Below are 22,118 nucleotides of genomic sequence, written 5' to 3'. Positions count from 1 at the left end.
CATGAATCTAGATTTAAAAGAGGAAATTCTCTTTGCGATTTCCCGTTATGACTATGCTTATGCCTATAAACTGGCGCAGAAGTTGATGGGAAGTTCCTCGATTGTAACCAGCCTGTTGGCTATTCTGGCAGAGCGAAGAGAGCTCAATATTCTGCCAGCCATGGATGAAGAGTTGAAGACTGCCTTGCAGACGCAAAGCGGTTTTCAGCTTTTTTGTCATACCGATTTGGCTGATGAGCAGCTGGCCAACTATCTCTATGATTTGGAAGCCAAGCTGCGCAATGAGCAGATTATTGACTTCGTTCGGGCGGTCAGTCCAGCGATTTATCGGATTTTCATGCGCCTGATAAAGCTGGAAATCCCTGATATTGAGCACTTTATCCATAATTCTCGTGAAGCCAGCTATGACCGTTGGAAGTTTGAACGGATGCGGGAGTCGGATTATGCTGCTTTACAGGTCTTTCATGCGGAAAGCACGGTCAATTCATCCAGTTTGACAGAGTTGATTTTGCATTTGGATCTGCCGGAGTCTGTCAGGGAAGAGGTCAGACAGCTGCGGGAATTGGAGAAGTCAGTCCGAAATCCGCTGGCTCATCTGATTAAGCCCTTTGATGAGGCGGAATTATATCGGACAACCGGCTTTTCCTCCCAGTATTTCATGGAGATTTTGGTGGACTTGGCTCGCTTCACAGGGATTGTCTACGATCGGGAACATTTTTATTTTGATGAGGCAAACCGCTTGGTTAGAGCTTTATTGACAGGAGAGGAAAATGGATAAAATACAGCAGTTGCAAGATATGATTGACCAAAGTCAGAATATCGTCTTTTTCGGTGGGGCGGGTGTCTCGACCGAGTCTAATATCCCTGATTTTCGTAGTTCGGATGGGATTTATAGTGTTAAGCTAGGTCGGCATTTTACAGCAGAGCAGCTAGTTTCGCATACCATGTTTGAGCGCTATCCGCAGGAGTTTTTCGACTTTTACAAGAAATACCTGCTCTATCCAGATGCCAAGCCCAATGCGGCTCACGCCTATCTGGCTCATCTGGAGAAGATCGGCAAGCTCAAGACTGTGGTGACGCAAAATATTGATAGCCTGCACGAAATGGCTGGTTCAAAAAATGTCCTCAAGTTGCACGGCAGTGCGGATAGAAATTTCTGTCTAGATTGTCAGCGATTTTACGATTTGAAGGCATTTCTAGCTCTGCCTGGAACGGTGCCCTACTGCCCTGACTGCGGCGGCGTGATCAAGCCTGATGTGACCCTCTATGAAGAGCCCTTGGATATGGAGACCTTCCAGCAAGCCGCGCAGGCCATTCATCAAGCCGACCTGCTGATCATCGGGGGCACTTCCTTGGTGGTCTATCCAGCAGCCAGTCTCATCCAGTACTTTGCTGGCAAGCATCTAGTCGTTATCAACAAGACTAGTATTCCACAGGACAAGCAAGCTGACCTCGTCATCGAAGGCAAGATTGGGGAAGTGTTTGCGCAGTTGAGACAGGAAGACTAAAAGAGTTTTTCAATGGGAAAGTTTATTTGTGAGAGATATTTAGGATTTTTATGGCTGATTTATATATTCAACATTCGTCTTGTAGCTTGTCGGTGAGGGAGCAGCGTGTGCTTGTGAGAAACGAGGAGCAGATCCTTTTGAAGGAGATTTCTTTTAATCTGATTGATAATATCTTGGTCTTTGGTAATGCTCAGCTGTCTACTCAGCTACTGAAAGCCTTGGCTAATAGGGACATTTTTGTGTTCTATTTCTCGAGCAAGGGCGAATTTCTATTTTCCCTTGATTCCTTTAGGAAGGAAGATTTTGAAAAGCAGCGCAGTCAGGCTCGGGCTTCTTTTGACTTGGACTTTTGCTTGGGCATTGCTCGGAAAATCGCTGCGGCCAAGATCGGAAATCAGCTCAATCTGCTCCAAGCTTTTGACGAAAATGACTTGCTGGACCAGGAGGATTTCAAACACTTTAGTGATGGGATGGTACATATCGAGCAAGCGAGAAGCATCGCGGAAATTATGGGAATCGAAGGAAGACTGGCTAAATCTTACTTTTACCTCTTGAACTTACTGGTCATTGATGGCTTTCATTTTTCTGGTCGGAGTCGCAGGCCAGCTCTGGACAAGTTTAATACCCTGCTAAACTTTGGCTACTCCATTCTTTATTCTTGCTTTATGGGCTTGATTCGCAAAAATGGTCTGAGCTTAGGCTTTGGAGTGATGCATCAGCCACATAACCATCATGCTGTCTTGGCGAGTGATTTGATGGAGGAATGGCGGCCGGTGATCGTGGATGATACGGTGCTGGGGCTGATCAATCGTCAGGAGATTCTTGAAGAGCATTTCATTGAGAAGGAAGATGGTATCTTTTTGACGCCTGAAGGGATCGAAATCTTTTCTCGGGCTATGAGGGAGAGGATCTTGGAGATTCATCACTATGTCGAGCTGGATAAAAACCGCTACACTTTTCTATACGCGGCTGATCAGCAAATCAAATCCTTGATCCGGAGCTTTGAAGCCTTGGATCCAGCTGAGTATGTGTCGAGCTATACGGGAGGAGGGAAAGATGGTCTTCTTTAATCTTGATGATGATGAAAAAGAGTTTGCCAGAAAGAAAACGAAATTTTGTCTGGTCATTTATGATATCGTGAGCCATAAGCGACGCCTGAAGCTATCAAAGCTTTTAGAAGGCTATGGTGTGAGGGTTCAGCGTTCCTGCTTTGAGCTGGCTCTTGATAAGCTGGACTTTGACTGCCTTGTGAGGGAGCTGAGGGCCTTTTATCAGGCAGAAGAAGGGGACAATATCATTATCTATCTGGGGCACAAGGAAGAAAGGGTTGTTTTTAATCCATATAATGGCGCGGAGTTGATAGACGATATTTTGTTCTTTTAAGCTTTGATTTCTGGGCTAGGCATGGTATAATGAGGTTAGGGTTTAACTAGTTTTTAGGGGACACAAGATGTAGTGGTGGGGCTTCTGCGCATCTGTACAAGATATGGCGTTAGACCCCCCCTAAACCTCGAGAGGGGACGGAAACTGATCCAATTCATCAAAGGTTTTTACAGATATTTCGGTTAGACCCCCCTAATCCTCGAGAGGGGACGGAAACCGAGTACCACTCTCAGCACTTGAACGTTCCTTGTTAAGTTAGACCCCCCAAATCCTCGAGAGGGGACAGAGTGGATGGGGGCTTGTTTACTTTCCCTCAGCTTCTTACTTTGCCAAGACAGAAGGATGTTGACTGTTAAATATCGTTTTTTCAAATACTTCAAAAAATATTGACAACGCTTTTAAAACTTGATATACTAAGCTTAGTAAATCATAATCGTTCTAAAGGGCGCCATGAAATCGGTGAAACATTCTTTTGCCTTTTTCGGGCGCTTTTGCAGTATGGAGAGGTGACCGTGTGAAGAAAGTAGAGTTACATCTATCAAAGACAAGACTAAAAGATGAAGAATTGATCAGTAAGCTGCAGGGCTTTTTGATGGCAAGCATTTCGCCAGACTTTGCGACCTTTCTACATGAGCAAGAGACCAATCCCTACTCAATGAATCTGAGCTCCAGGCGCGATGAATCGGTGTGGGTTGTCAATTTGCTTTCAGAAGAGGCGGAACAGCAAATGCTAGCTCCTTTATTAAACTTAGAAACCATCAAGCTAGAGAGCTATGCTGAGGCAATCCTTGTTAAAAAGGTGGAAATCCACTCTTTATCCCAGCAGACCTTGCTGGATATTTACCAAGATGATGCTGCTTCCCACCTGATACGGGTGCATTTTTATACGCCAACGACCTTTAAGCGACAGGGGCAGTTTGTGCTATTTCCAGACACGCGTCTGATCTTTCAAAGTTTGATGCAAAAATACAGTCGACTGGTGGAAGGAAGAGCGGAAATCGAAGAGGAGACCCTACAGTTTTTAGCAGACTATAGCCAAATCACGAGCTATCATCTAAAAAGTCATTATTTTCCAATTCATGGACGAAAATACCCCGCCTTTGAAGGCAGGGTGACGATTCAGATAAAGGGAGCATCCACACTAAAAGCTTATGCACAGATGCTCCTAAGATTCGGTGAGTATGCCGGAGTCGGCACAAAGTGTAGCCTAGGAATGGGAGGGATGAGAATTGAAGAAAGAAAAGATTGAGTGATTCTAACCTTCCTCCATCTGATAGACCTGAAGGGAAAACAAGTTTCAAAAACAGAAAAAATACCTAGATCCTGCAGTAAGCTGCCTGCTTCTAGGTGTTTTGCTTTATTTATCAAACTGTACTTCCTCAATCAGATACTCGATAAAGCGCTCGCCCATCTTGGACAGGCTGGCTTTTTCGTGCTGGATATAGACCAGCTCGATCGGGTCATCGATGTCCAGTGGAATGGAGACGATATTATCACCGTTGAGGTTGCTGTTGAGAATACCGGTCGCAATCGTGTAGCCATCCAAACCGATCAAAAGGTTAAATAAGGTTGCACGGTCGCTGACGACGATAGATTTTTTGTGGTGCTCCTGAGAGAGAATTTCCTCAGAAAAGTAGAAGGAGTTGTGAGTCCCTTGGTCATAGCTGAGATAAGGGAAATCTTCCAAATCTGACAGTTGTACCAGCTTTTTCTTGGCCAGCGGATTGGACTTGCTGACAAAGATATGGGGCTGTGCTGTGAAGAGGTGGGTCGCAATCAGATGGCTATCATCCAGCATTTTAGAGAGGACATCACGGTTGTAACTATTGAGGAAGAGGACACCGATCTCGCTGCGGAAGTTCTTCACATCATCAATGATTTCCCAAGTCCGAGTTTCCCGCAGAAAGAGCTCGTATTTCTCCATGTCGCTTTTTTTAAGCAGGGAAACAAAGGCGTTGACTACAAAGGCATAGTGCTGGGCAGAGACGCTAAAAAGCTCGCGGTGGGCGACAGGATTTTTGTATCGCTCTTCTAGAAGCTGAGTCTGCTCCACCACTTGGCGGGCATAGGAAAGAAACTCCATGCCGTCCTTGGTCAAGGTAATCCCTTTGGGATTGCGAATGAAAATCTCGATGCCCATTTCATTTTCCAAATCTCGCACAGCGTTGGATAGACTTGGCTGGGTGATAAAAAGTTGCTTGGCAGCTTCGTTCATGCTGCCGGTCTCGACGATTTTGATAATGTAGTGTAATTGTTGAATTCTCATAGGTCTATTTTATCACAAACTGGGGATTTTTTCCTGATAAATCAGAAGTTTAGAAAATGTTTGCTTGCTAAAGTTTCCTATGCTAAAATGAAGGAAATAAGGAGGGTGATATGGCCAAAGATGATGACTATAAAAATCGTTCGGTAGGGCTACCCATCACTATTTTTATAGTATTTTTGACAATTTGCTTAATGATTCCACTTGGGAAGGTGATGATCATGTGGGGGCTTAAATCCGCTTATGAGGGACTTGGGCGAAGCAGCATGTCTTCATCTGTTCGTCAAAAGTCATCAGAGGAGTTTCTGTTAGAGGAGAAAGTTGTTGATAGAGAAAACTCTCGTTTTACATGGACAACTGATGACATCCTCAATATGCAAATTAAGGATACTTCTGCTGGTCAAAACGGAGCTTCTCTGGATCAAATCCTTGAAAAGCATGGCAAGGCTTCAAGCTTTTTTTATACTGAGAGCAATGGAAATATTGAATTAAGCTATACAAGTGAGATTACTCAAGGCCATCATAGTCATCTAAGTTTAACATTTGAAAAAGATGGAACAAGCTATCATCTCATTAGCAAGAGCGCGAATATTCTTAATGAGGCCTATCCAACTTTGCCTCAGGGAGATAGTCCCCATCTCTGGACAAAGGATGAAGTTGCAGGTTTACAAGTTCGTGACGAGAGCACAGGCAATCTTGGTATGTCCTACGATGAAATCATTCAATTATTTGGCCTACCTAGAGAATCTGAAGTTTTTATTTCTCACTTGGATGCGGTAGATAGTCAGCATATTGGCTTGGAACTCCAATACTTAACTTCAGATGAAAGATATAATAATGAATGGGTTCATTTAATCTTACACCGTCAAGAAGATGGCGTCTTTCGGTTGACGACAGTTACTAGTCATATCGATAGAAGAGAAAGATAGGAGGACTTATTGCCTCCTTAGGCAGCCAAAGCAAGCAGAAAAGACGGGGAATTGTGCTTTCTTCTGTATAAACAGACTGAAGTACATTTTGCAATCTCGATCTATTCGTGATATGATGAGTTTTTAGACTGATAAGGAGTAGTAATGAAGAGACAAGAAGATTCGTTTGAAGATATTGCTTTTGAGTTAGAAAAGCAAACCTATAAGTCCAAGTTTTTACCAGTCATGGTAGTAGCTATTGTTGTATTTTCTCTCATTGGAACAGTTTTTTTGACACTTTCTCTATCCGGAAAAAGCAAAGCCAAGCAGACGCCAACTCCGTCTAGCCAGATTAGTTCGTCATCAAATAGTTTGGAAGATGAGAAAGCTGAAGCAGAACAATTCGCTAAAAGTCTTATTGTTTCTCCAGAAAAAAGCGGTCCCTTTCTTTGGACAGTTGAAAAGGCAGTCGCGCTTCCCATAAACAAATACAAGGGCGGAGCCGTCTTGGAAGATATTTTAAAGGAATTTGGGAAACCGGTTCAAGGTGGGGCTTGGATTGATTTTTTGCCAAATCATAAAGTTCAAAAACATATTCGCCTTATCTGGGAATCGAAAAATGGTAGTATGGGCTATGTATCTTTAACCTTTGCTCAATTTGATGGTGTCTATAAGCTCATTTCAAAATACCATTTTAGCCTTTCAAGTGATAAAATTCATGTGGATAACAATCCTAAAAGATCCTTTTTATGGACGCAAGCATACATCGATAGTCTTGTTATTGGTGCTAGAGAAGGAACAGCTAAAGGTACACCATATGATGAGATTGTTTTAAAAGTCGGCTTACCTCTATATCAGACGATTTCTGGAGACGACAATCAACTGAAGATGCGGGTTGATTATGTTAATCCAGATTCTTGGCAAAATCCAGAACAATTGAAAAGAGTTCATTTAGAATTCTACAAGCAAGGAGATGGTAGATGGCGTTTGGTGTCTAAAGAAAGTGAGTAAACTAAATCGATAAGAAAGAGGAGGAAAATGAGGAGGAGTAGCAAGAAAAAACGTGATCTTCATTCGTTTAGAGAGATCAAAAAAGACCTTTATCGTCAACAAAAGCTAAAACGAGAAGAGCTCAGAATGATGACGATGAAGGAGGAGAAAAAAAGAATTAGCTTGGCTTTTACCCTTCTTTGTTTGGCAATCTCTTTTGCTTTGTTCTTTGGCTTCTATTATTTATCGCAACAGGTTCCTAATAAAGCTGAACTGAAGTACAAATATGACGATAGAGCCTCGTCAGTTAGTAGAGATAGCTCGGCTAGTCAGCAAAATGATGATGAATCAAAATTGACCCAAGAACAAAAGGAACTGAAAAAGAAAATTGTTGAGGAAGATGAAGATAAGTTTGCTTTTAATTGGACGTTAGACAATTTTGTAGAGCTAAAGCGAGTTAAGGGAGGATGGGGCAATCATCCAACTTTAGAAGAAGTCATTGCGAAATACGGTAAGGCTTCAGATGTGAGTTTTGCTAAAAAAGAAGTGACACTGACTTATAAGACAAGAATTATAGATGTTCCGAGATATGGCGCGTCGGGACATCCTCAGGAAATCAGTTTGAGCTTTTATGACCCTGATTCAAATGGGAAGACCTACTATTTGATAAATAAAAGTGCAGTATATTTAGATGACAGTAGATATCTTCCAGCGACAAAAGATGAATTTGTCTTTAAGTGGAAATCAGAAGATATGGATACATTAAAAATAGGTGATTGGCGGTATGGCAAAGGCGGGATGACTTATCAAGAGGTTGTTGAGCGTTTTGGATTGCCTTCACATACAAATATTTCGGGAAGTGATACAGATTATAGTCCGTTAACATTGCAAGTGAATTATATTAATATTCGTCGTTCAAATACAGAACGGAAAAGTGACAGGGTGTCCTTGAATTTTAGAAGACAGGAGGATGGCAGTTTTTGTTTGGCAGATGTAACAAGCGAATTTGACAAGAGCTGGTAAGACTGTAATTCCTTGGAGAAAATTTGAAAGTTCTAATGTTTTTTCTATCTTGACAATCCTTATCGCTAACGATATAATGTTTACAATTTAACCTTTAATCAAGTCCAGTGAGGCTGCAAGGTAGGAAAAACGGTATAAGAGGCAATTTGACTGCCTTGTTTTTTGCGAAACCTTGCTGCGGCGAGGTTTTTTCTTGTAGAAAGTGAGGTTGTCATGGTTAGTGACAGTTGTAAAAAGAGATTTGGCAAGATTATGATGGAGCAAATGGAGCTGCTGGAGCAGGTAGAAATTGCGCCTCAGATTTTTTCGATGCGCCTGAAAGGCCAGATGGTGAGCCAGATGCAGGTCGGGCAATTCCTGCATATTCGAGTGCCAGATGATAGCAAGTTGCTGCGGCGGCCGATTTCCATATCGGAGATTGATCGGGAGCAGCAAATCTGCCGGATTATTTATCGGGTCGAAGGTGGCGGGACGGCCATTTTCTCTCAGCTTCCTGTCGGTAGCTATCTTGATGCCATGGGACCTCAGGGAAATGGCTTTGATTTGTCTCCGGTAGAAAAGGGCGGCAAGGTCTTGATTATTGGTGGTGGTATCGGTGTGCCTCCTCTCTTACAAACGGCCAAAGAACTGCATGCTAAGGGAGCCCAGGTTACAGCAGTATTAGGCTTTGCCAATCAATCTGCTGTTATTTTGGAAGGAGAATTTCGTGAGTGTAGCCAGTTGTTTATCACTACAGATGATGGGACTTATGGTCAAAAGGGCTATGTATCAACGATTGTTGAGGAGCTGACAGAAGAGTTTGCTGCAGTCTATTCTTGTGGAGCGCCCGGTATGCTCCAGTATGTGGATCGGAAATTTCATAACCATCCCCATGCCTATCTATCGATGGAGTCTCGCATGGCTTGTGGCATGGGCGCCTGCTATGCCTGCGTCGTTCATGTAGCAGGCCAGGATGAAGCGGTCAATAAGCGGGTTTGTGAAGACGGTCCAGTTTTTGAGACTGGGACTATCGTGCTTTAGGAGGATAAGGAAATGACTGAAAATCGTTTGAAAATTTCTCTGCCAGGCTTAGAGCTGAGAAATCCAATCATTCCAGCTTCAGGTTGTTTTGGCTTCGGTCAAGAGTATGCCAAATACTATGACTTGGATCTACTGGGCTCTATCATGATCAAGGCGACGACGCAACATCCCCGCTTTGGCAATCCAACGCCCCGTGTGGCTGAGACGCCAGCTGGTATGCTCAATGCTATCGGTCTCCAAAATCCAGGGGTCGATGCCGTTTTGGCTGAAAAACTTCCTTGGCTGGCTCAGCACTATCCAGACTTGCCAATTATTGCCAATGTGGCTGGTTTTTCCAATGAAGAATATGCTTGTGTATCTGGAAAAATCTCTCAAGCTCCCAATGTCAAGGCGATTGAGCTCAATATTTCCTGCCCCAATGTGGACCATGGCAATGCGGGGCTTTTAATCGGGCAAGTTCCCGAGCTAGCCTATGAAGCAGTAAAAGCAGCAGTTGCTGCCTCTCAAGTCCCAGTCTATGTCAAATTGACCCCCAGCGTAGCAGATATTACCCAAGTAGCCAAGGCGGCAGAAGATGCGGGCGCGAGCGGACTGACCATGATCAATACCTTGGTGGGAATGCGTTTCGATCTGAAAACGAAGCGGCCAATCATTGCCAATGGAACGGGTGGTATGTCTGGTCCAGCTGTCTTTCCTGTGGCTCTCAAGCTGATTCGTCAGGTTGCGCAGTTTACCAAACTACCAATCATTGGCATGGGCGGAGTTGACTCGGCAGAGGCAGCGCTGGAGATGTTTATCGCTGGTGCATCAGCTATCGGCGTCGGAACAGCGAATTTTACCGACCCGTATGCCTGCCCTAACATTATAGAAAACTTGCCGCAAGTCATGGATAAATATGGCATTGAAAACCTAGAAAGCTTAAGAAAAGAAGTCAGAGAAAATTTACTTTAAGCCTTAGCACGTGTCCTAAGTTTTGAGAATTGAATATTAAACACAAGAGAACGTGAAATATAGTTCTCTTTTTGCTTTCCATCAATACTTAAGGAGGAATTTATTAATGAAATCAAAACAAACGAAATTGAACGATTAGACAAAATTGCCTCAGTGCTTGAAGATTATCAGTGTAATAGTCCCGTTGCTATTAAGGTTGCTAAAATTGTTTTTGAGGGGATTATCTGTTTGTCCTACACTTATTGTTAGAGAAATTGAAAAGTAGGCGGTCAAGATTCCAATCGATCATAAAGGATTGAAAGAAAAATTTGCTAATATCGTTAGTTAAAGACTTTATTCAATTTAGAGACTTGATAAAAATACTCATGCAAGGATACGAATCCCAACTCCTAAAAAGGAAAGAGAAGAGGATTTTGAAGTAAAATAAATAAGGTTGAGAAGCTCAACCTTATTTATTTTTGGGCATTGTTTTAAAATATTCATCAGTAAAAATGATTTCTTCGGAGGTATCACTTTTTGTGAGAACTGTAATATCTTTTAAATCAAGATTAAGAAGTTTACAAGCTGTTTGATAATCATTATAATTCCAAACACCTGCTGTTTTGCTTCCGCCTATTGTTTCAAAAACAATTGCAGGCTCACCATTTCTTTCGACGAGATAAACATTGTATTTTTGAAATGCATGAGGAACAGTATTTGATTCAAATTCAATTTGTAGAGGCTTCATAAAAAGCTCCATCCTTTCTTTGTTATATTTATATAATAACACAAAACATTTTCTAAAGCAATTTTAATATAAACAAGAGTCTTTGAAGTATGCCCTATTGTTCACTTTCCTTTTTAGCCATTTCATTGGCTTTTAAAGATGGACAATATAAAATCGTAAAAAGTTATCAGTTTCGGTCTTATTTAAGTTCTGTTAATGATTTTTTCATTTCTCAGAAAGTCAGATACATAAAAAGCTCCATTTTCTCTTGACAAACTTCCTAGTAAATTATAGAATGTTTAAGATAAAACCTTTAAAGAAGTCCAGAGAGGCTCTAAGGCGCATACGTTTAAAATGGCAGATTTTGCCACATTTTCGTGTAACCTTGCTCTCGGGCAAGGTTTTTTCTATGATTGTAATCATCTTTATAGTAAGTAACAAGCAAGGAGAAAAACTGCATGCGTGAAGAACGTCCTATTATCGCCCTAGACTTTCCATCTTTTGATGATGTCAAAAACTTTCTGGAGCATTTTCCTGAAGATGAAAAACTGTACGTCAAGATCGGCATGGAATTCTTTTATGCCATTGGTCCAGAAATTGTGCATTATCTGAAAGGCTTGGGACATAGTATTTTCCTCGATTTGAAATTGCACGACATCCCTAATACTGTGCGTTCAGCTATGTCTGTTTTGGGAACATTTGGCATTGATATGGTGACAGTTCATGCGGCTGGTGGCGTTGAGATGATGCGGGAGGCAAAAAAGGTCCTCGGCGACAATGCGAAGCTAGTGGCGGTGACCCAGTTGACTTCGACCAGTGAAGAAGATATGCGAGACTGCCAAAATATCCAAACAACCGTGCAAGAATCGGTTGTCAATTATGCCAGAAAAGCCAAGGAAGCTGGGCTGGATGGAGTTGTTTGCTCAGCTTTGGAAGTTGAACTGATCAAGGAAGCTACGGCGGACGATTTTCTTTGCGTGACGCCGGGGATTCGGCCAGCAGGTGCTGAAATCGGTGACCAAAAGCGGGTTATGACACCGCAGGAAGCCCATCAGATTGGCAGCAATTATATTGTGGTTGGTCGTCCGATTATTCATGCTGAAAATCCTTGGGATGCCTATCACGAGATTAAGAAACAGTGGAACAGCTAAGTAAGAATTTCAAATGAAACCGTCATAGGAAACGAATAGCTTAAAAATAGATGTATAAGGAGTAAAAAATGACTTTAGCCAATGATATTGCACGCGACTTGTTGAAAATCAAAGCGGTTTACTTGAAACCGGAGGAGCCTTTTACTTGGGCTTCTGGGATTAAATCACCGATTTACACAGATAACCGAGTGACTTTGGCCTACCCAGAGACTCGGACTTTGATCGAAAATGGCTTTGTTGAAAAAATCCGTGCTGAATTTCCAGATGTGGAAGTGATTGCGGGCACGGCGACGGCGGGCATTCCTCACGGTGCTATCATTGCCGACAAGATGAATCTGCCTTTTGCCTATATCCGCAGCAAACCAAAAGATCACGGGGCGGGCAATCAGATTGAAGGTCGAGTGGCTCCTGGTCAAAAAATGGTTGTGATTGAAGATTTGATTTCCACTGGTGGCTCTGTCTTGGATGCTATTGCGGCAGCCAAGCGTGAAGGAGCAGATGTGATCGGTGCCGCAGCAATCTTCACCTACGAATTGCCAAAGGCGGATAAGAACTTTGCGGATGCAGGCGTGAAGTTGATGACTTTATCAAACTACACAGAACTTATCCACTTGGCTGAGCAAGAAGGCTATATCAATGCAGAAGGATTGACTTTGCTGAAGAAGTTTAAAGACGATCAAGAAAACTGGCAAAATTAAGAAGGTACGAGGAGGCGGGACTAGCATGTTCCTGTCTCCTTTTTAGGATTTACTTGGCCTCTGCTCACTTTTTAAAATAGCAAAAAGTGCCTGATTTTGTTATAATAAAGCCATGTCTAAGATTTATCATATCACTTTTTTGATTCTGCAAAAAATCATGCTGGTATTGAGTCTTCATTGGCTGTTTACAGCTATTTTTCATGTGTCGCAGTTAAGTAGCTTGGCTCTGATTTTGTTTGGAGTCTTGGCAATCCTAGCGAATCGCTATCGGTTTCAGCTTAAAAAGTCTTATCATTTTCTCATGAGGCACAAGCTTGCCATTGCTTTAGCTGCTCTCCTTTTTCAGCTCATCATGCTCCTATCGGCTGAGCTTTTGATTAGACGGGACGCAGCGGTGGTTTTCACAGGGGCTTTCAAGTACCTGAAGGAGTCCTCTATTTCCAGCTACCTGACGCGCAATCCTAATAATCTGCCCCTCTTTCTCTATGAGCGTTTCTTCTTTAATCTCTTTGGCGAAGCAGCTCTTTGGATTATGCAGGGACTCAATCTTTTTTACGTCAATATTGCGTCTTGGATCCTCTACAAAGGCTGTCAGCGATACTTTTCGCAGGCTACAGCAGATGCAGTTTTTAGCCTTTATGTGGCCTTGGTCGGATTTTCGCCTTACTACATGTCCATGTACACAGACATTCCTCCCTTGCCTTTGATTAGTCTACAAATTTTTCTAGCTTTTAGTTTAATTGAAAATAAGGTAAATAGTCGCCAAATCATTGCTAGAAGCCTTTTATTAGGGATTCTGACCAGTCTTGCCTTTTTGATTCGTCCGACAGTGATGATTCTGTTGATTGCTGTTTTTGGAGTTTTGTTTTTGAGACAAAACTGGAACAAGTTTTTCTTGACTGTGGCGGCCTTTGCTCTAAGCTTTTCGGCAGGCTATCTTCCGCTTCATTATGGCCTAGCCCACCAGACAGAAGTGCCGATCATCCAAGGCGAAGGACTGGCCAAAGGGCCACTGCTGTTCATCAATCTGGGCCTAACCAATATCGGTCACGATCAGGAAGACATGAAGGAAGGGCTCTTGCAATACGTGGAACCTGACAAGCGGGCTGACTACAATAACGGCATGTTTGCCAGGGAAAATGTCATCAAAGAAATCAAGCGCCGTCTGAAAGAATACACTCCGCTGACCTTTCTACAGCACCTGTATTATAAACACTCTTTGACGGTTGCTGAAGGAAACTTGGGTTGGCTCTATCGCAGTGTTGAAAATGAAAAGACACCTTATATTTCACCGCTTTATGAGTTCACAAAAGACAATGCATTCGCCCAGTTTATCCGTGATTTCTTCCTCAATTCTGATAAGAATAGTTTTCGTTTTTATTCGCTGCTCAAGCAGGCAGTTTGGATTATTATGGCTTTGGGGCTTGTCTTTGCCCTTTGGAAATACCGACCAAATGATTCCTTGAATTTCTTAATTTTGGCAGTCTTTGGCGGTCTGCTCTTTCTGCAGATTTTCGAAGGAGGCAAGACGCGATACCTGATTCAGTTTTTGCCACAGATTCTGATTTTGTCAGCTGTGGGATTGACTCAATATCCGCTCGACTTGACTCGTATGAAATTTTGGGAAAAGAAGGTCTAACTAGACTTGTCAGCTTAGTTGCCCATAGGTATGGAATGTAAAATAAAAAGGAGACAGATATGCAGCATTCAGCTTGGCACGCTTTGATTAAGGAGCAGCTGCCAGAAGGTTATTTTGCAAAAATCAATCATTTTTTAGACGAAGTGTATGCTTCGGGAACCATTTACCCACCTCGGGACAAGGTTTTTAATGCGATTCAGACGACGGATTTATCGGATGTTAAGGTGGTTATTTTAGGGCAGGATCCCTACCACGGACCGAGACAGGCACAGGGCTTGAGCTTTTCTGTTCCTGATGATATTCCGGCTCCGCCTTCTTTGCAGAATATTCTCAAAGAGCTGGCAGATGATATCGGAGTTAAGGAGTCGCATGATTTGACTTCATGGGCTGAGCAGGGTGTTCTCTTGCTCAATGCTGGTCTGACAGTGCCTGCTGGCCAGGCCAATGCGCATGCCGGCTTAATCTGGGAGCCTTTTACAGATGCGATTATCAAGGTCGTCAATGCAAAGTCGGATCCAGTTGTCTTTATACTCTGGGGTTCTTACGCCCGCAAGAAAAAAGCCTTGATAAGCAATCCTCAACATCTGATAATCGAGTCGGCTCACCCAAGTCCGCTGTCTGCCTACCGTGGCTTCTTTGGCAGCAAACCTTTTTCACGAACCAATGATTTTTTAGTGTCTAAGAGCTTGGAGCCAATCGATTGGTTAGCATAGGAGGTAGTATGGTTCAGTTAGCAACAATTTGTTATATCGATAATGGGCGGGAATTTCTCATGCTGCACCGCAACAAAAAGCCCAACGATGTTCATGCTGGGAAATGGATTGGAGTCGGTGGCAAGCTAGAGCGAGGAGAAACCCCGCAGGAATGCGCGGCACGAGAGATTCTAGAGGAAACAGGTCTAAAGGCCAAGCCTGTCCTAAAAGGTGTTATTACTTTTCCAGAATTCACTCCAGACTTGGACTGGTACACCTATGTTTTCAAGGTGACGGAGTTTGAGGGGGAACTGATTGACTGCAATGAAGGGACTTTGGAATGGGTGCCCTATGATCAGGTTTTATCTAAACCAACCTGGGAAGGCGATCATACCTTTGTTGAGTGGCTTCTAGAAGACAAGCCTTTCTTTTCAGCAAAGTTTGTTTATGATGGTGATAAACTGCTCGACACGCAGGTCGATTTTTACGAGTAAAGGAGATAAAAAATGCTACTAATCAAGAATGGCCGTGTAATGGATCCTAAGTCTGGTCTGGATCAAGTGTGCGATGTGCTGGTGGAGGGCAAGAAAATTGTCAAAATTGGCCAAAATCTGGAAGTGGCTGGTGCCCAAGTCCTAGATGCTAGTGGTTTGGTCGTTGCCCCCGGTCTGGTTGACATTCACGTTCATTTTCGGGAACCGGGTCAGACTCATAAGGAAGACATTCATACAGGAGCTTTGGCAGCGGCAGCGGGCGGCTTCACAACGGTCGTTATGATGGCCAATACCAATCCGACCATTTCTACAGTTGAAACGCTGCAGGAAGTGCTGGAGTCGGCTAGTCGTGAAAATATCCATATCAAGTCCGTCGCGACCATTACTGAGAATTTCGATGGTCAGCATTTGACAGACTTCAAAGATCTCTTGGCAGCTGGTGCAGTAGGTTTCTCAGATGACGGAATTCCGCTGACTAACGCTGGGATTGTCCGCCAAGCCCTGATCGAAGCACGTAAAAACGATACTTTTATCAGCTTGCATGAGGAAGATCCTAATCTCAACGGCATCCTTGGTTTCAATGAACATATTGCCAAAGAGCATTTTCATATCTGTGGCGCGACAGGTGTGGCAGAATACAGCATGATTGCCCGCGATGTCATGATTGCTTATGATGCCAAGGCTCATGTCCATATCCAGCACTTGTCCAAGGCTGAGAGTGTAAAGGTAGTGGAATTCGCTCAGAAGCTAGGTGCTCAAGTCACCGCTGAAGCAGCACCTCAGCACTTCTCTAAGACAGAAGCATTGCTATTGACCAAGGGCAGTAATGCTAAGATGAATCCGCCTCTGCGCTTAGAATCGGACCGTCTGGCCGTTATCGAAGGGCTCAAGTCTGGTGTTATTTCTGTCATTGCAACGGACCATGCTCCACATCACGCTGATGAGAAAAATGTTGAAGACATCACTAAAGCACCTTCTGGTATGACTGGCCTTGAGACTTCGCTTTCTCTGGGGCTGACCTACTTGGTAGAGGCAGGGCATCTTAGCCTCATGGAGCTCTTGGAGAAGATGACAGTCAATCCAGCTAGTCTCTACGATTTTAATGCTGGTTTTCTAGCCGAAGAAGGCCCTGCTGATATCACTATTTTCGATCCTAAGGCTGACCGTCTGGTTTCCGACCATTTTGCCTCCAAGGCAGCTAATTCACCTTTTGTTGGCGAAGAGCTGAAAGGACAAGTCAAATATACCATCTGCGATGGAGAAATCGTCTTCCAAGCCTAGCAGACATTCATATAAAATCAACGTTCCATTTCATTTTGGAACGTTTTTCGTATTAAGAAGAAGGATTCCTTGAAAAGGCATTCCCTTTTTACAATAAAAACAGTATAATAGTAGAAAAAACATAGACTGGAGCTTTTATTTATGAAAAAGAAGCATCTTATTTTACCTGTTTTGTCTACAGTTCTGTTGGCACCTGCCTTTTTGGACCATCAAGTTGCTGCGGATGAGGTTCAGCCAGCAACTGCTGTGGCAAATGTGAACGAACCAGCTCAAAAACCGGCTGAAACGGATTTGGCGCAAGCAGGTGGAGTTTCTGCCGATGAAGCTAGCGTCAATGCGGCCATCGCAGCTAATGCTCAAGATGTATTAGGAGCGTCTGACGCAAGCTTGCCTGAAGCTACCATTCTTCATACAAACGATGTGCACGGTCGTATCGTCGAAGAAAAAGGTGTTATCGGAGATGCCAAACTCGCAACGGTTATCAAGGAAGAACGTGCAAAAAATCCTCAAACGCTGGTCGTAGATGCAGGAGATGCTTTCCAAGGTTTACCAATTTCTAACAGCTCCAAAGGGGAAGAACGCGCGAAGATCCTCAATGAAATCGGCTATGATGCTATGGCGGTCGGAAACCATGAATTTGACTTTGGTTTGGATGAGGCTAAAAAATATAAAGAAATCCTTAATTTCCCACTTCTCAGTGCTAATACCTATGCCAATAATGCCCGTGTGTTCCAAGCATCAACTATTGTGGACAAGGATAAGAATGTAGAAGGTGATGAATTTGTCGTGATCGGGGTGACCACTCCTGAGACAGCTACCAAAACGCACCCCAAAAATATTCAAGGTGTGACTTTTGCGGATCCAATCACAGAGGTTAATCGGGTGATTGACGAAGTTGAAGCGCGTGCAGCAGCTGAAGGCAAGACTTACAAAAACTATGTTGTTCTGGCCCACTTGGGTGTGGATACGACGACACCAGTTGAATGGCGCGGTTCTACCTTGGCTGAAGCCCTTTCTAAAAATGCTAAGCTGAAGGGCAAGCGGGTTACAGTGATTGACGGCCATTCTCACACAGTAGAGTCCACTACTTACGGTGAAAATGTGACCTACAACCAGACTGGTAGTTATTTGCACAATATCGGTAAAGTTACTTTCAAGGCCAACCAACTTCTGGGCAATCCTCAGCAAATCCCAGCTGCAACAGCTAAAAAAGCGACTCCAGACCCAGTTGTAGCAGAGATGGTCAAGAAAATTAAGGAAAAATACGATGCAGAAAATGCCAAGGTAATCGTGGCTAATAGCCCTGTTGAGCTTAACGGTGACCGTGAAAATGTCCGCGTTCGAGAAACCAATCTGGGGAATGTGGTAGCAGATGCCCTTTACAAATATGGACAAACAGGCTTTGCCAACAAAACAGACTTGGCTGTGACCAACGGTGGTGGCCTACGAGAAACGATTGCCAAAGATAAGCCAATCACTAAGGGAAATGTCATCGCTGTATTGCCATTTGGAAATACCATTTCACAAATCAAGGTAACAGGTCAGAATATCGCAGATATGTTTGCCAAATCTTTGGGCTCCATTCTGCAAGAAAAAGATGGAAAACCTGTCTTGGATGAAAACGGCCAACCATTGCTAGAGCCAAGCGGCGGTTTCTTGCAAGTTTCTGGTGCTAAAGTTTACTATGACACAACTCTGCCAGCAGAAAAACGGATTCTTCGCATTGAAATCAAAAACAAAGAAACAGGTGCTTATGAAGCCCTTGACCTGGCTAAGACCTATTACCTGACAACCAATGACTTCCTAGCAGCTGGTGGTGATGGTTATACCATGCTGGGTGGTGCGCGTGAGGAAGGTCCATCTATGGACGTGGCCTTTGCAGAATATCTGGAAAGTGCAGATTTGACAGCCTATGCAGCAATCAATCCAAATTCTCGCACGATTTCGATGTCTGCTAGCAAGGATACAGATGGAGATGGTTACACAGATATCGAGGAAATCCAGCAGGGCACTGATCCAAAAGATGCCGCTTCTAAGCCTGGACAAAGCAATCTAGCAAATCCTACCAATCCAACGAACCCAACTAATCCGGCAGCGCCAACTGGTCCAACAAGACCAAGCAATCCAGTAGTTCCGAGCCAGCCTAATCATCCGGTTGTGCCTGAGACAAAACCACAAGAAGAACCTTCTGTTGAGAAGCCAATTACAGCTCAGCCAGCAGCTAATAAGGCGACTTATCAAGCTCCAGCACAGGTTCGCCCGACAGAAGTAGCAAGCAAACAAGGAACTCTTCCGAAAACAGGAAGCAAGAATCCTTTCCTTCTTTCCCTCTTCGGACTGGTTCTGGGAACCTTAGGCGTATCAAGCCTGAAAAAAATTCAAAAAGATTAAAAAAATGAGGCTGGGACAAAAGTCCTAGCCTCTCAATTGTTTTTTTGGATTGTCGAGCAAGACGCAGTGGTTGAGTGGGCTCTATTACGCTGAGTTCATCAGCATTTACAGCCCTACTCAACTGTGCGGAGGTGAGACGACGAAATCGAATTCTAACGAATTACCGATTTCTGTCCCACCCTCATTTTTTTGGATTTTGCTTGGTCAAGTTGATGCCCCAAGGGATTAGGTTTTCAGTTCTATCTCGAATTCGCTGGATATTGTCCCGATGACGAAGGATGATAATGGCTGCTAAGAGAATGATAATCAGGGTAAAGAGGAAATCATAGCTAGGTAGGATAAAGCCTAAAGCAGGGAAAATCAAGACAGACAGGATAGCCACGCTTGCAGAAACCACGCTGGCGAGGGAAATCATACTTCCCAGATAGAGAGTCGTCACAAAGACCAATATCAGATAGATAAAGAAAGCGGGTGAGAAGCCCAGAACGGCTCCAGCACTGGTCGCCACGGCTTTGCCGCCCTTGAAGCCAGCAAAGATTGGAAAGGTATGGCCAATCACGGCTAAGAGACCAAAAATCAGTGGTGAAATCCCTTCAATATGTAGGAAAAGCGGCAGCAGCGTTGCCAGTGTACCTTTGAAAAAGTCAATGGCAAAAGTGGCAGTGCCGGCCGTCTTACCCAAAATCCGGAAAGTATTGGTCGTACCAGTATTGCCACTGCCGTATTCGCGGAGGTTCTTTTTAAAGAAAATCTGCCCAATCCACAAACCTGTTGGAATGGAGCCCAATAAATATGCTAGTAATAATCCAAGTATCGTGTTCATCATGATTTTATTATACCATGATTTGGAACTTGGACAAAGGACTATGATAAGAATATTTTAAGTGAATTGTCTAGTCTGACGCCTGCAGCTAAGCTGCCTTTCTTCAAAATCACTTAAAATCCAGATTCTATCAGCCTTTAAAGGGTATTTTGTAGAAAAAAGCTTTGCAAAATTTATCAAAAACTTGTAAGATAATAAGGATGACTATCATGCAGGAGGTTCCTTGTGGCAAAAAAGGAAATCAATATTAACAATTACAATGACGATGCCATTCAGGTATTAGAAGGGTTGGATGCGGTCCGAAAACGTCCAGGGATGTATATCGGATCGACCGACGGAGCGGGACTCCACCATCTGGTCTGGGAGATTGTGGACAATGCTGTCGATGAAGCCCTGTCAGGCTTCGGTGACCGGATTGATGTGACCATCAACAAAGACGGCAGTCTGACTGTCGCAGACCACGGACGCGGGATGCCGGTCGGCATGCACGCTATGGGCATTCCCACGGTTGAAGTCATTTTCACAGTTCTCCACGCCGGCGGTAAGTTCGGCCAAGGTGGCTATAAGACCTCGGGTGGTCTCCACGGTGTAGGTTCCTCTGTTGTCAATGCCCTGTCCAGCTGGCTGGAAGTGGAAATCACTAGGGATGGGACTGTTTACAAGCAGCGCTTTGAAAATGGCGGAAAACCAGTCACTACGCTCAAGAAAATCGGCACGGCTCCTAAGTCCAAGTCTGGAACCAAAGTGACCTTCATGCCGGATGATACGATTTTTTCAACGACGGATTTCAAGTACAACACTATTGCTGAGCGGCTTAAGGAATCAGCCTTCCTGCTCAAGAATGTCCGCCTGTCGCTGACCGATGCGCGGACTGGCGAAGAAGTAGAGTTCCACTATGAGAATGGGGTCGAAGACTTTGTCAGCTACCTCAATGAAGACAAGGAAACCCTGACGCCTGTCCTCTATTTCGAGGGCGAGGAGAGTGGCTTCCAAGTTCAGGTGGCTCTTCAGTACAACGACGGCTACTCCGACAATATCCTGTCCTTTGTCAATAACGTCCGCACCAAGGATGGCGGTACCCATGAGACGGGACTTAAGACCGCTATTACCAAGGCTATGAACGACTATGCCAGAAAGACGGGCCTGCTCAAGGAAAAGGACAAGAATCTGGAAGGCTCAGACTATCGTGAGGGTCTGGCCGCTGTCCTGTCCATCCTGGTCCCAGAAGAACACCTCCAGTTTGAAGGCCAGACCAAAGACAAGCTGGGCAGCCCTTTGGCTCGTCCAGCCGTGGACTCCATCGTCTCTGACAAGCTGACTTTCTTCCTACTGGAGAATGGTGAGCTGGCTTCCAATCTTATCCGCAAGGCTATCAAGGCCAGAGATGCTAGAGAAGCGGCCCGCAAGGCGCGTGACGAAAGCCGAAATGGCAAGAAGAATAAGAAAGACAAGGGCTTGCTGTCTGGTAAGCTGACTCCAGCCCAGTCCAAGAACCCAGCCAAGAACGAACTCTATCTGGTCGAGGGAGACTCTGCCGGTGGCTCTGCCAAGCAAGGCCGTGACCGTAAGTTCCAAGCTATCCTGCCGCTGCGCGGTAAGGTTATCAATACTGCAAAGGCTAAGATGGCGGACATTCTCAAGAACGAAGAAATCAACACCATGATCTACACGATTGGAGCGGGTGTTGGGACAGACTTTACCCTTGAGGATGCCAACTATGACAAGATCATCATCATGACCGATGCGGACACCGACGGTGCCCATATCCAGACCTTGCTGCTGACCTTTTTCTATCGCTATATGCGCCCGCTGGTCGAGGCCGGCCGCGTCTATATAGCCCTGCCGCCTCTCTACAAGATGTCCAAGGGCAAGGGCAAGAGCGAAGTCGTCGAGTATGCCTGGACCGATGGCGAGCTGGATGACCTGCGCCGCAAGTTTGGCAAGGGAGCCATGCTTCAGCGCTACAAGGGTCTCGGTGAAATGAACGCTGACCAGCTCTGGGAGACAACCATGAATCCCGACACCCGCACCCTCATCCGTGTCACTATCGAAGACCTGGCCCGCGCCGAACGCCGTGTCAATGTCCTCATGGGTGACAAGGTCGAACCGCGCCGCAAGTGGATTGAGGATAATGTCAAGTTTACGTTGGAAGAAACGACGGCGTTTTAGTAATACTTTATCCCTATATACTATTTTC

The 22,118-nt window shown here is 44.3% G+C and carries 21 protein-coding genes; 18 read left to right on the top strand and 3 right to left on the bottom strand.

All coding sequences use genetic code 11. The annotated features are described in order from the left end of the window. Position 1: 1 nt before the first annotated feature. From D8797_RS05930 to cas6, 5 genes are all read left to right on the top strand, one after another. Positions 2 to 778 (top strand): Gbs1250 family HEPN protein, encoded by a 777-nt coding sequence (locus D8797_RS05930; protein WP_125379638.1) that lies wholly within the window; start codon positions 2 to 4, stop codon positions 776 to 778. Further along, complete coding sequence (locus tag D8797_RS05925) at positions 771 to 1,508, top strand: NAD-dependent protein deacylase (protein WP_125379637.1); 738 nt, start codon at positions 771 to 773, stop codon at positions 1,506 to 1,508. Before D8797_RS05930 ends, D8797_RS05925 begins: the two co-directional genes overlap by 8 nt. Positions 1,509 to 1,558: 50 nt before the next feature. Further along, the gene (gene cas1, locus D8797_RS05920) at positions 1,559 to 2,578 is read left to right on the top strand and encodes a CRISPR-associated endonuclease Cas1 (RefSeq protein WP_125379636.1); all 1,020 of its coding nucleotides are present in this window, start codon (positions 1,559 to 1,561) and stop codon (positions 2,576 to 2,578) included. Beyond that, positions 2,565 to 2,891, top strand: a complete 327-nt coding sequence (cas2, locus tag D8797_RS05915) for a CRISPR-associated endonuclease Cas2 (protein WP_125379635.1) — start codon at positions 2,565 to 2,567, stop codon at positions 2,889 to 2,891. The genes cas1 and cas2 overlap by 14 nt, the downstream gene beginning before the upstream one ends. Positions 2,892 to 3,405: 514 nt before the next feature. Next, a complete protein-coding gene (gene cas6, locus D8797_RS05910; protein ID WP_125379634.1) occupies positions 3,406 to 4,140 on the top strand; it encodes a CRISPR-associated endoribonuclease Cas6 in 735 nt (244 codons plus the stop codon). A 108-nt stretch (positions 4,141 to 4,248) separates the two neighbouring features. Here the strand turns inward: cas6 and D8797_RS05900 are convergent, their stop codons facing one another. After that, the gene (locus D8797_RS05900; protein WP_005589634.1) at positions 4,249 to 5,157 is read right to left on the bottom strand and encodes a LysR family transcriptional regulator; all 909 of its coding nucleotides are present in this window, start codon (positions 5,155 to 5,157) and stop codon (positions 4,249 to 4,251) included. Positions 5,158 to 5,267: 110 nt separating this feature from the next. On the opposite strand from D8797_RS05900, the gene D8797_RS05895 reads away from it, so the two are divergent. The 5 genes from D8797_RS05895 (at position 5,268) to D8797_RS05875 (ending at position 10,046) form a co-directional block, all read left to right on the top strand. After that, a complete protein-coding gene (locus D8797_RS05895) occupies positions 5,268 to 6,083 on the top strand; it encodes a hypothetical protein (RefSeq protein WP_125379632.1) in 816 nt (271 codons plus the stop codon). Between the two features lie 144 nt (positions 6,084 to 6,227). After that, positions 6,228 to 7,073 carry a hypothetical protein gene (locus D8797_RS05890; protein ID WP_125379631.1) on the top strand — a complete coding sequence of 282 codons (846 nt, stop codon included), beginning with the start codon at positions 6,228 to 6,230 and terminating at the stop codon, positions 7,071 to 7,073. Between the two features lie 27 nt (positions 7,074 to 7,100). Then, positions 7,101 to 8,075, top strand: a complete 975-nt coding sequence (locus tag D8797_RS05885; protein WP_125379630.1) for a hypothetical protein — start codon at positions 7,101 to 7,103, stop codon at positions 8,073 to 8,075. A 213-nt stretch (positions 8,076 to 8,288) separates the two neighbouring features. Then, positions 8,289 to 9,095 (top strand): dihydroorotate dehydrogenase electron transfer subunit, encoded by an 807-nt coding sequence (locus tag D8797_RS05880; protein WP_125379629.1) that lies wholly within the window; start codon positions 8,289 to 8,291, stop codon positions 9,093 to 9,095. Between the two features lie 12 nt (positions 9,096 to 9,107). After that, entirely contained in the window at positions 9,108 to 10,046 is a 939-nt protein-coding gene (locus tag D8797_RS05875) for a dihydroorotate dehydrogenase (protein WP_125379628.1), read from the top strand. Between the two features lie 448 nt (positions 10,047 to 10,494). On the opposite strand, the gene D8797_RS05870 is transcribed toward D8797_RS05875, so the two are convergent. Continuing rightward, positions 10,495 to 10,773, bottom strand: coding sequence for a hypothetical protein (locus tag D8797_RS05870; protein ID WP_125379627.1), 279 nt, complete (start codon positions 10,771 to 10,773; stop codon positions 10,495 to 10,497). A gap of 437 nt (positions 10,774 to 11,210) precedes the next feature. On the opposite strand from D8797_RS05870, the gene pyrF reads away from it, so the two are divergent. The 7 genes from pyrF (at position 11,211) to nt5e (ending at position 19,098) form a co-directional block, all read left to right on the top strand. After that, positions 11,211 to 11,903, top strand: a complete 693-nt coding sequence (gene pyrF, locus D8797_RS05865; RefSeq protein WP_125379626.1) for an orotidine-5'-phosphate decarboxylase — start codon at positions 11,211 to 11,213, stop codon at positions 11,901 to 11,903. Between the two features lie 68 nt (positions 11,904 to 11,971). After that, positions 11,972 to 12,601, top strand: a complete 630-nt coding sequence (gene pyrE / locus D8797_RS05860; RefSeq protein WP_125379625.1) for an orotate phosphoribosyltransferase — start codon at positions 11,972 to 11,974, stop codon at positions 12,599 to 12,601. Positions 12,602 to 12,713: 112 nt separating this feature from the next. Then, complete coding sequence (locus D8797_RS05855; protein ID WP_125379624.1) at positions 12,714 to 14,240, top strand: glycosyltransferase-like membrane protein; 1,527 nt, start codon at positions 12,714 to 12,716, stop codon at positions 14,238 to 14,240. A gap of 59 nt (positions 14,241 to 14,299) precedes the next feature. Further along, positions 14,300 to 14,953: a uracil-DNA glycosylase gene (locus D8797_RS05850; RefSeq protein ID WP_125379623.1), complete on the top strand. Its 654-nt coding sequence runs from the start codon at positions 14,300 to 14,302 to the stop codon at positions 14,951 to 14,953. 8 nt (positions 14,954 to 14,961) lie between these two features. Continuing rightward, a complete protein-coding gene (locus D8797_RS05845) occupies positions 14,962 to 15,426 on the top strand; it encodes an NUDIX hydrolase (protein ID WP_002904550.1) in 465 nt (154 codons plus the stop codon). A gap of 12 nt (positions 15,427 to 15,438) precedes the next feature. After that, entirely contained in the window at positions 15,439 to 16,707 is a 1,269-nt protein-coding gene (locus D8797_RS05840) for a dihydroorotase (protein ID WP_125379622.1), read from the top strand. A gap of 141 nt (positions 16,708 to 16,848) precedes the next feature. Further along, complete coding sequence (gene nt5e / locus D8797_RS05835; RefSeq protein WP_125379621.1) at positions 16,849 to 19,098, top strand: cell surface ecto-5'-nucleotidase Nt5e; 2,250 nt, start codon at positions 16,849 to 16,851, stop codon at positions 19,096 to 19,098. 181 nt (positions 19,099 to 19,279) lie between these two features. Here the strand turns inward: nt5e and plsY are convergent, their stop codons facing one another. Then, complete coding sequence (gene plsY / locus D8797_RS05825; protein ID WP_125379620.1) at positions 19,280 to 19,924, bottom strand: glycerol-3-phosphate 1-O-acyltransferase PlsY; 645 nt, start codon at positions 19,922 to 19,924, stop codon at positions 19,280 to 19,282. Positions 19,925 to 20,146: 222 nt separating this feature from the next. On the opposite strand from plsY, the gene parE reads away from it, so the two are divergent. Next, the gene (gene parE, locus D8797_RS05820; RefSeq protein ID WP_125379619.1) at positions 20,147 to 22,090 is read left to right on the top strand and encodes a DNA topoisomerase IV subunit B; all 1,944 of its coding nucleotides are present in this window, start codon (positions 20,147 to 20,149) and stop codon (positions 22,088 to 22,090) included. The last annotated feature ends 28 nt before the right edge of the window (positions 22,091 to 22,118 follow it).

The organism is Streptococcus cristatus (genome assembly GCF_003944225.1).
Taxonomy (GTDB): domain Bacteria; phylum Bacillota; class Bacilli; order Lactobacillales; family Streptococcaceae; genus Streptococcus; species Streptococcus cristatus_K.
Note: the sequence above shows the minus strand (reverse complement) of the source record. Positions and strands in the feature narration are given on the sequence as shown.

Coding starts and splice junctions, on each gene's coding strand:
- D8797_RS05930 (WP_125379638.1), top strand. CDS start 2: ATGAATCTAGATTTAAAAGAGGAAATTCTCTTTGCGATTTCCCGTTAT.
- D8797_RS05875 (WP_125379628.1), top strand. CDS start 9,108: ATGACTGAAAATCGTTTGAAAATTTCTCTGCCAGGCTTAGAGCTGAGA.
- pyrE (WP_125379625.1), top strand. CDS start 11,972: ATGACTTTAGCCAATGATATTGCACGCGACTTGTTGAAAATCAAAGCG.
- D8797_RS05850 (WP_125379623.1), top strand. CDS start 14,300: ATGCAGCATTCAGCTTGGCACGCTTTGATTAAGGAGCAGCTGCCAGAA.
- D8797_RS05855 (WP_125379624.1), top strand. CDS start 12,714: ATGTCTAAGATTTATCATATCACTTTTTTGATTCTGCAAAAAATCATG.
- cas1 (WP_125379636.1), top strand. CDS start 1,559: ATGGCTGATTTATATATTCAACATTCGTCTTGTAGCTTGTCGGTGAGG.
- pyrF (WP_125379626.1), top strand. CDS start 11,211: ATGCGTGAAGAACGTCCTATTATCGCCCTAGACTTTCCATCTTTTGAT.
- cas2 (WP_125379635.1), top strand. CDS start 2,565: ATGGTCTTCTTTAATCTTGATGATGATGAAAAAGAGTTTGCCAGAAAG.
- D8797_RS05885 (WP_125379630.1), top strand. CDS start 7,101: ATGAGGAGGAGTAGCAAGAAAAAACGTGATCTTCATTCGTTTAGAGAG.
- plsY (WP_125379620.1), bottom strand. CDS start 19,924: ATGATGAACACGATACTTGGATTATTACTAGCATATTTATTGGGCTCC.
- D8797_RS05890 (WP_125379631.1), top strand. CDS start 6,228: ATGAAGAGACAAGAAGATTCGTTTGAAGATATTGCTTTTGAGTTAGAA.
- D8797_RS05900 (WP_005589634.1), bottom strand. CDS start 5,157: ATGAGAATTCAACAATTACACTACATTATCAAAATCGTCGAGACCGGC.
- D8797_RS05880 (WP_125379629.1), top strand. CDS start 8,289: ATGGTTAGTGACAGTTGTAAAAAGAGATTTGGCAAGATTATGATGGAG.
- D8797_RS05925 (WP_125379637.1), top strand. CDS start 771: ATGGATAAAATACAGCAGTTGCAAGATATGATTGACCAAAGTCAGAAT.
- D8797_RS05845 (WP_002904550.1), top strand. CDS start 14,962: ATGGTTCAGTTAGCAACAATTTGTTATATCGATAATGGGCGGGAATTT.
- nt5e (WP_125379621.1), top strand. CDS start 16,849: ATGAAAAAGAAGCATCTTATTTTACCTGTTTTGTCTACAGTTCTGTTG.
- D8797_RS05840 (WP_125379622.1), top strand. CDS start 15,439: ATGCTACTAATCAAGAATGGCCGTGTAATGGATCCTAAGTCTGGTCTG.
- D8797_RS05895 (WP_125379632.1), top strand. CDS start 5,268: ATGGCCAAAGATGATGACTATAAAAATCGTTCGGTAGGGCTACCCATC.
- D8797_RS05870 (WP_125379627.1), bottom strand. CDS start 10,773: ATGAAGCCTCTACAAATTGAATTTGAATCAAATACTGTTCCTCATGCA.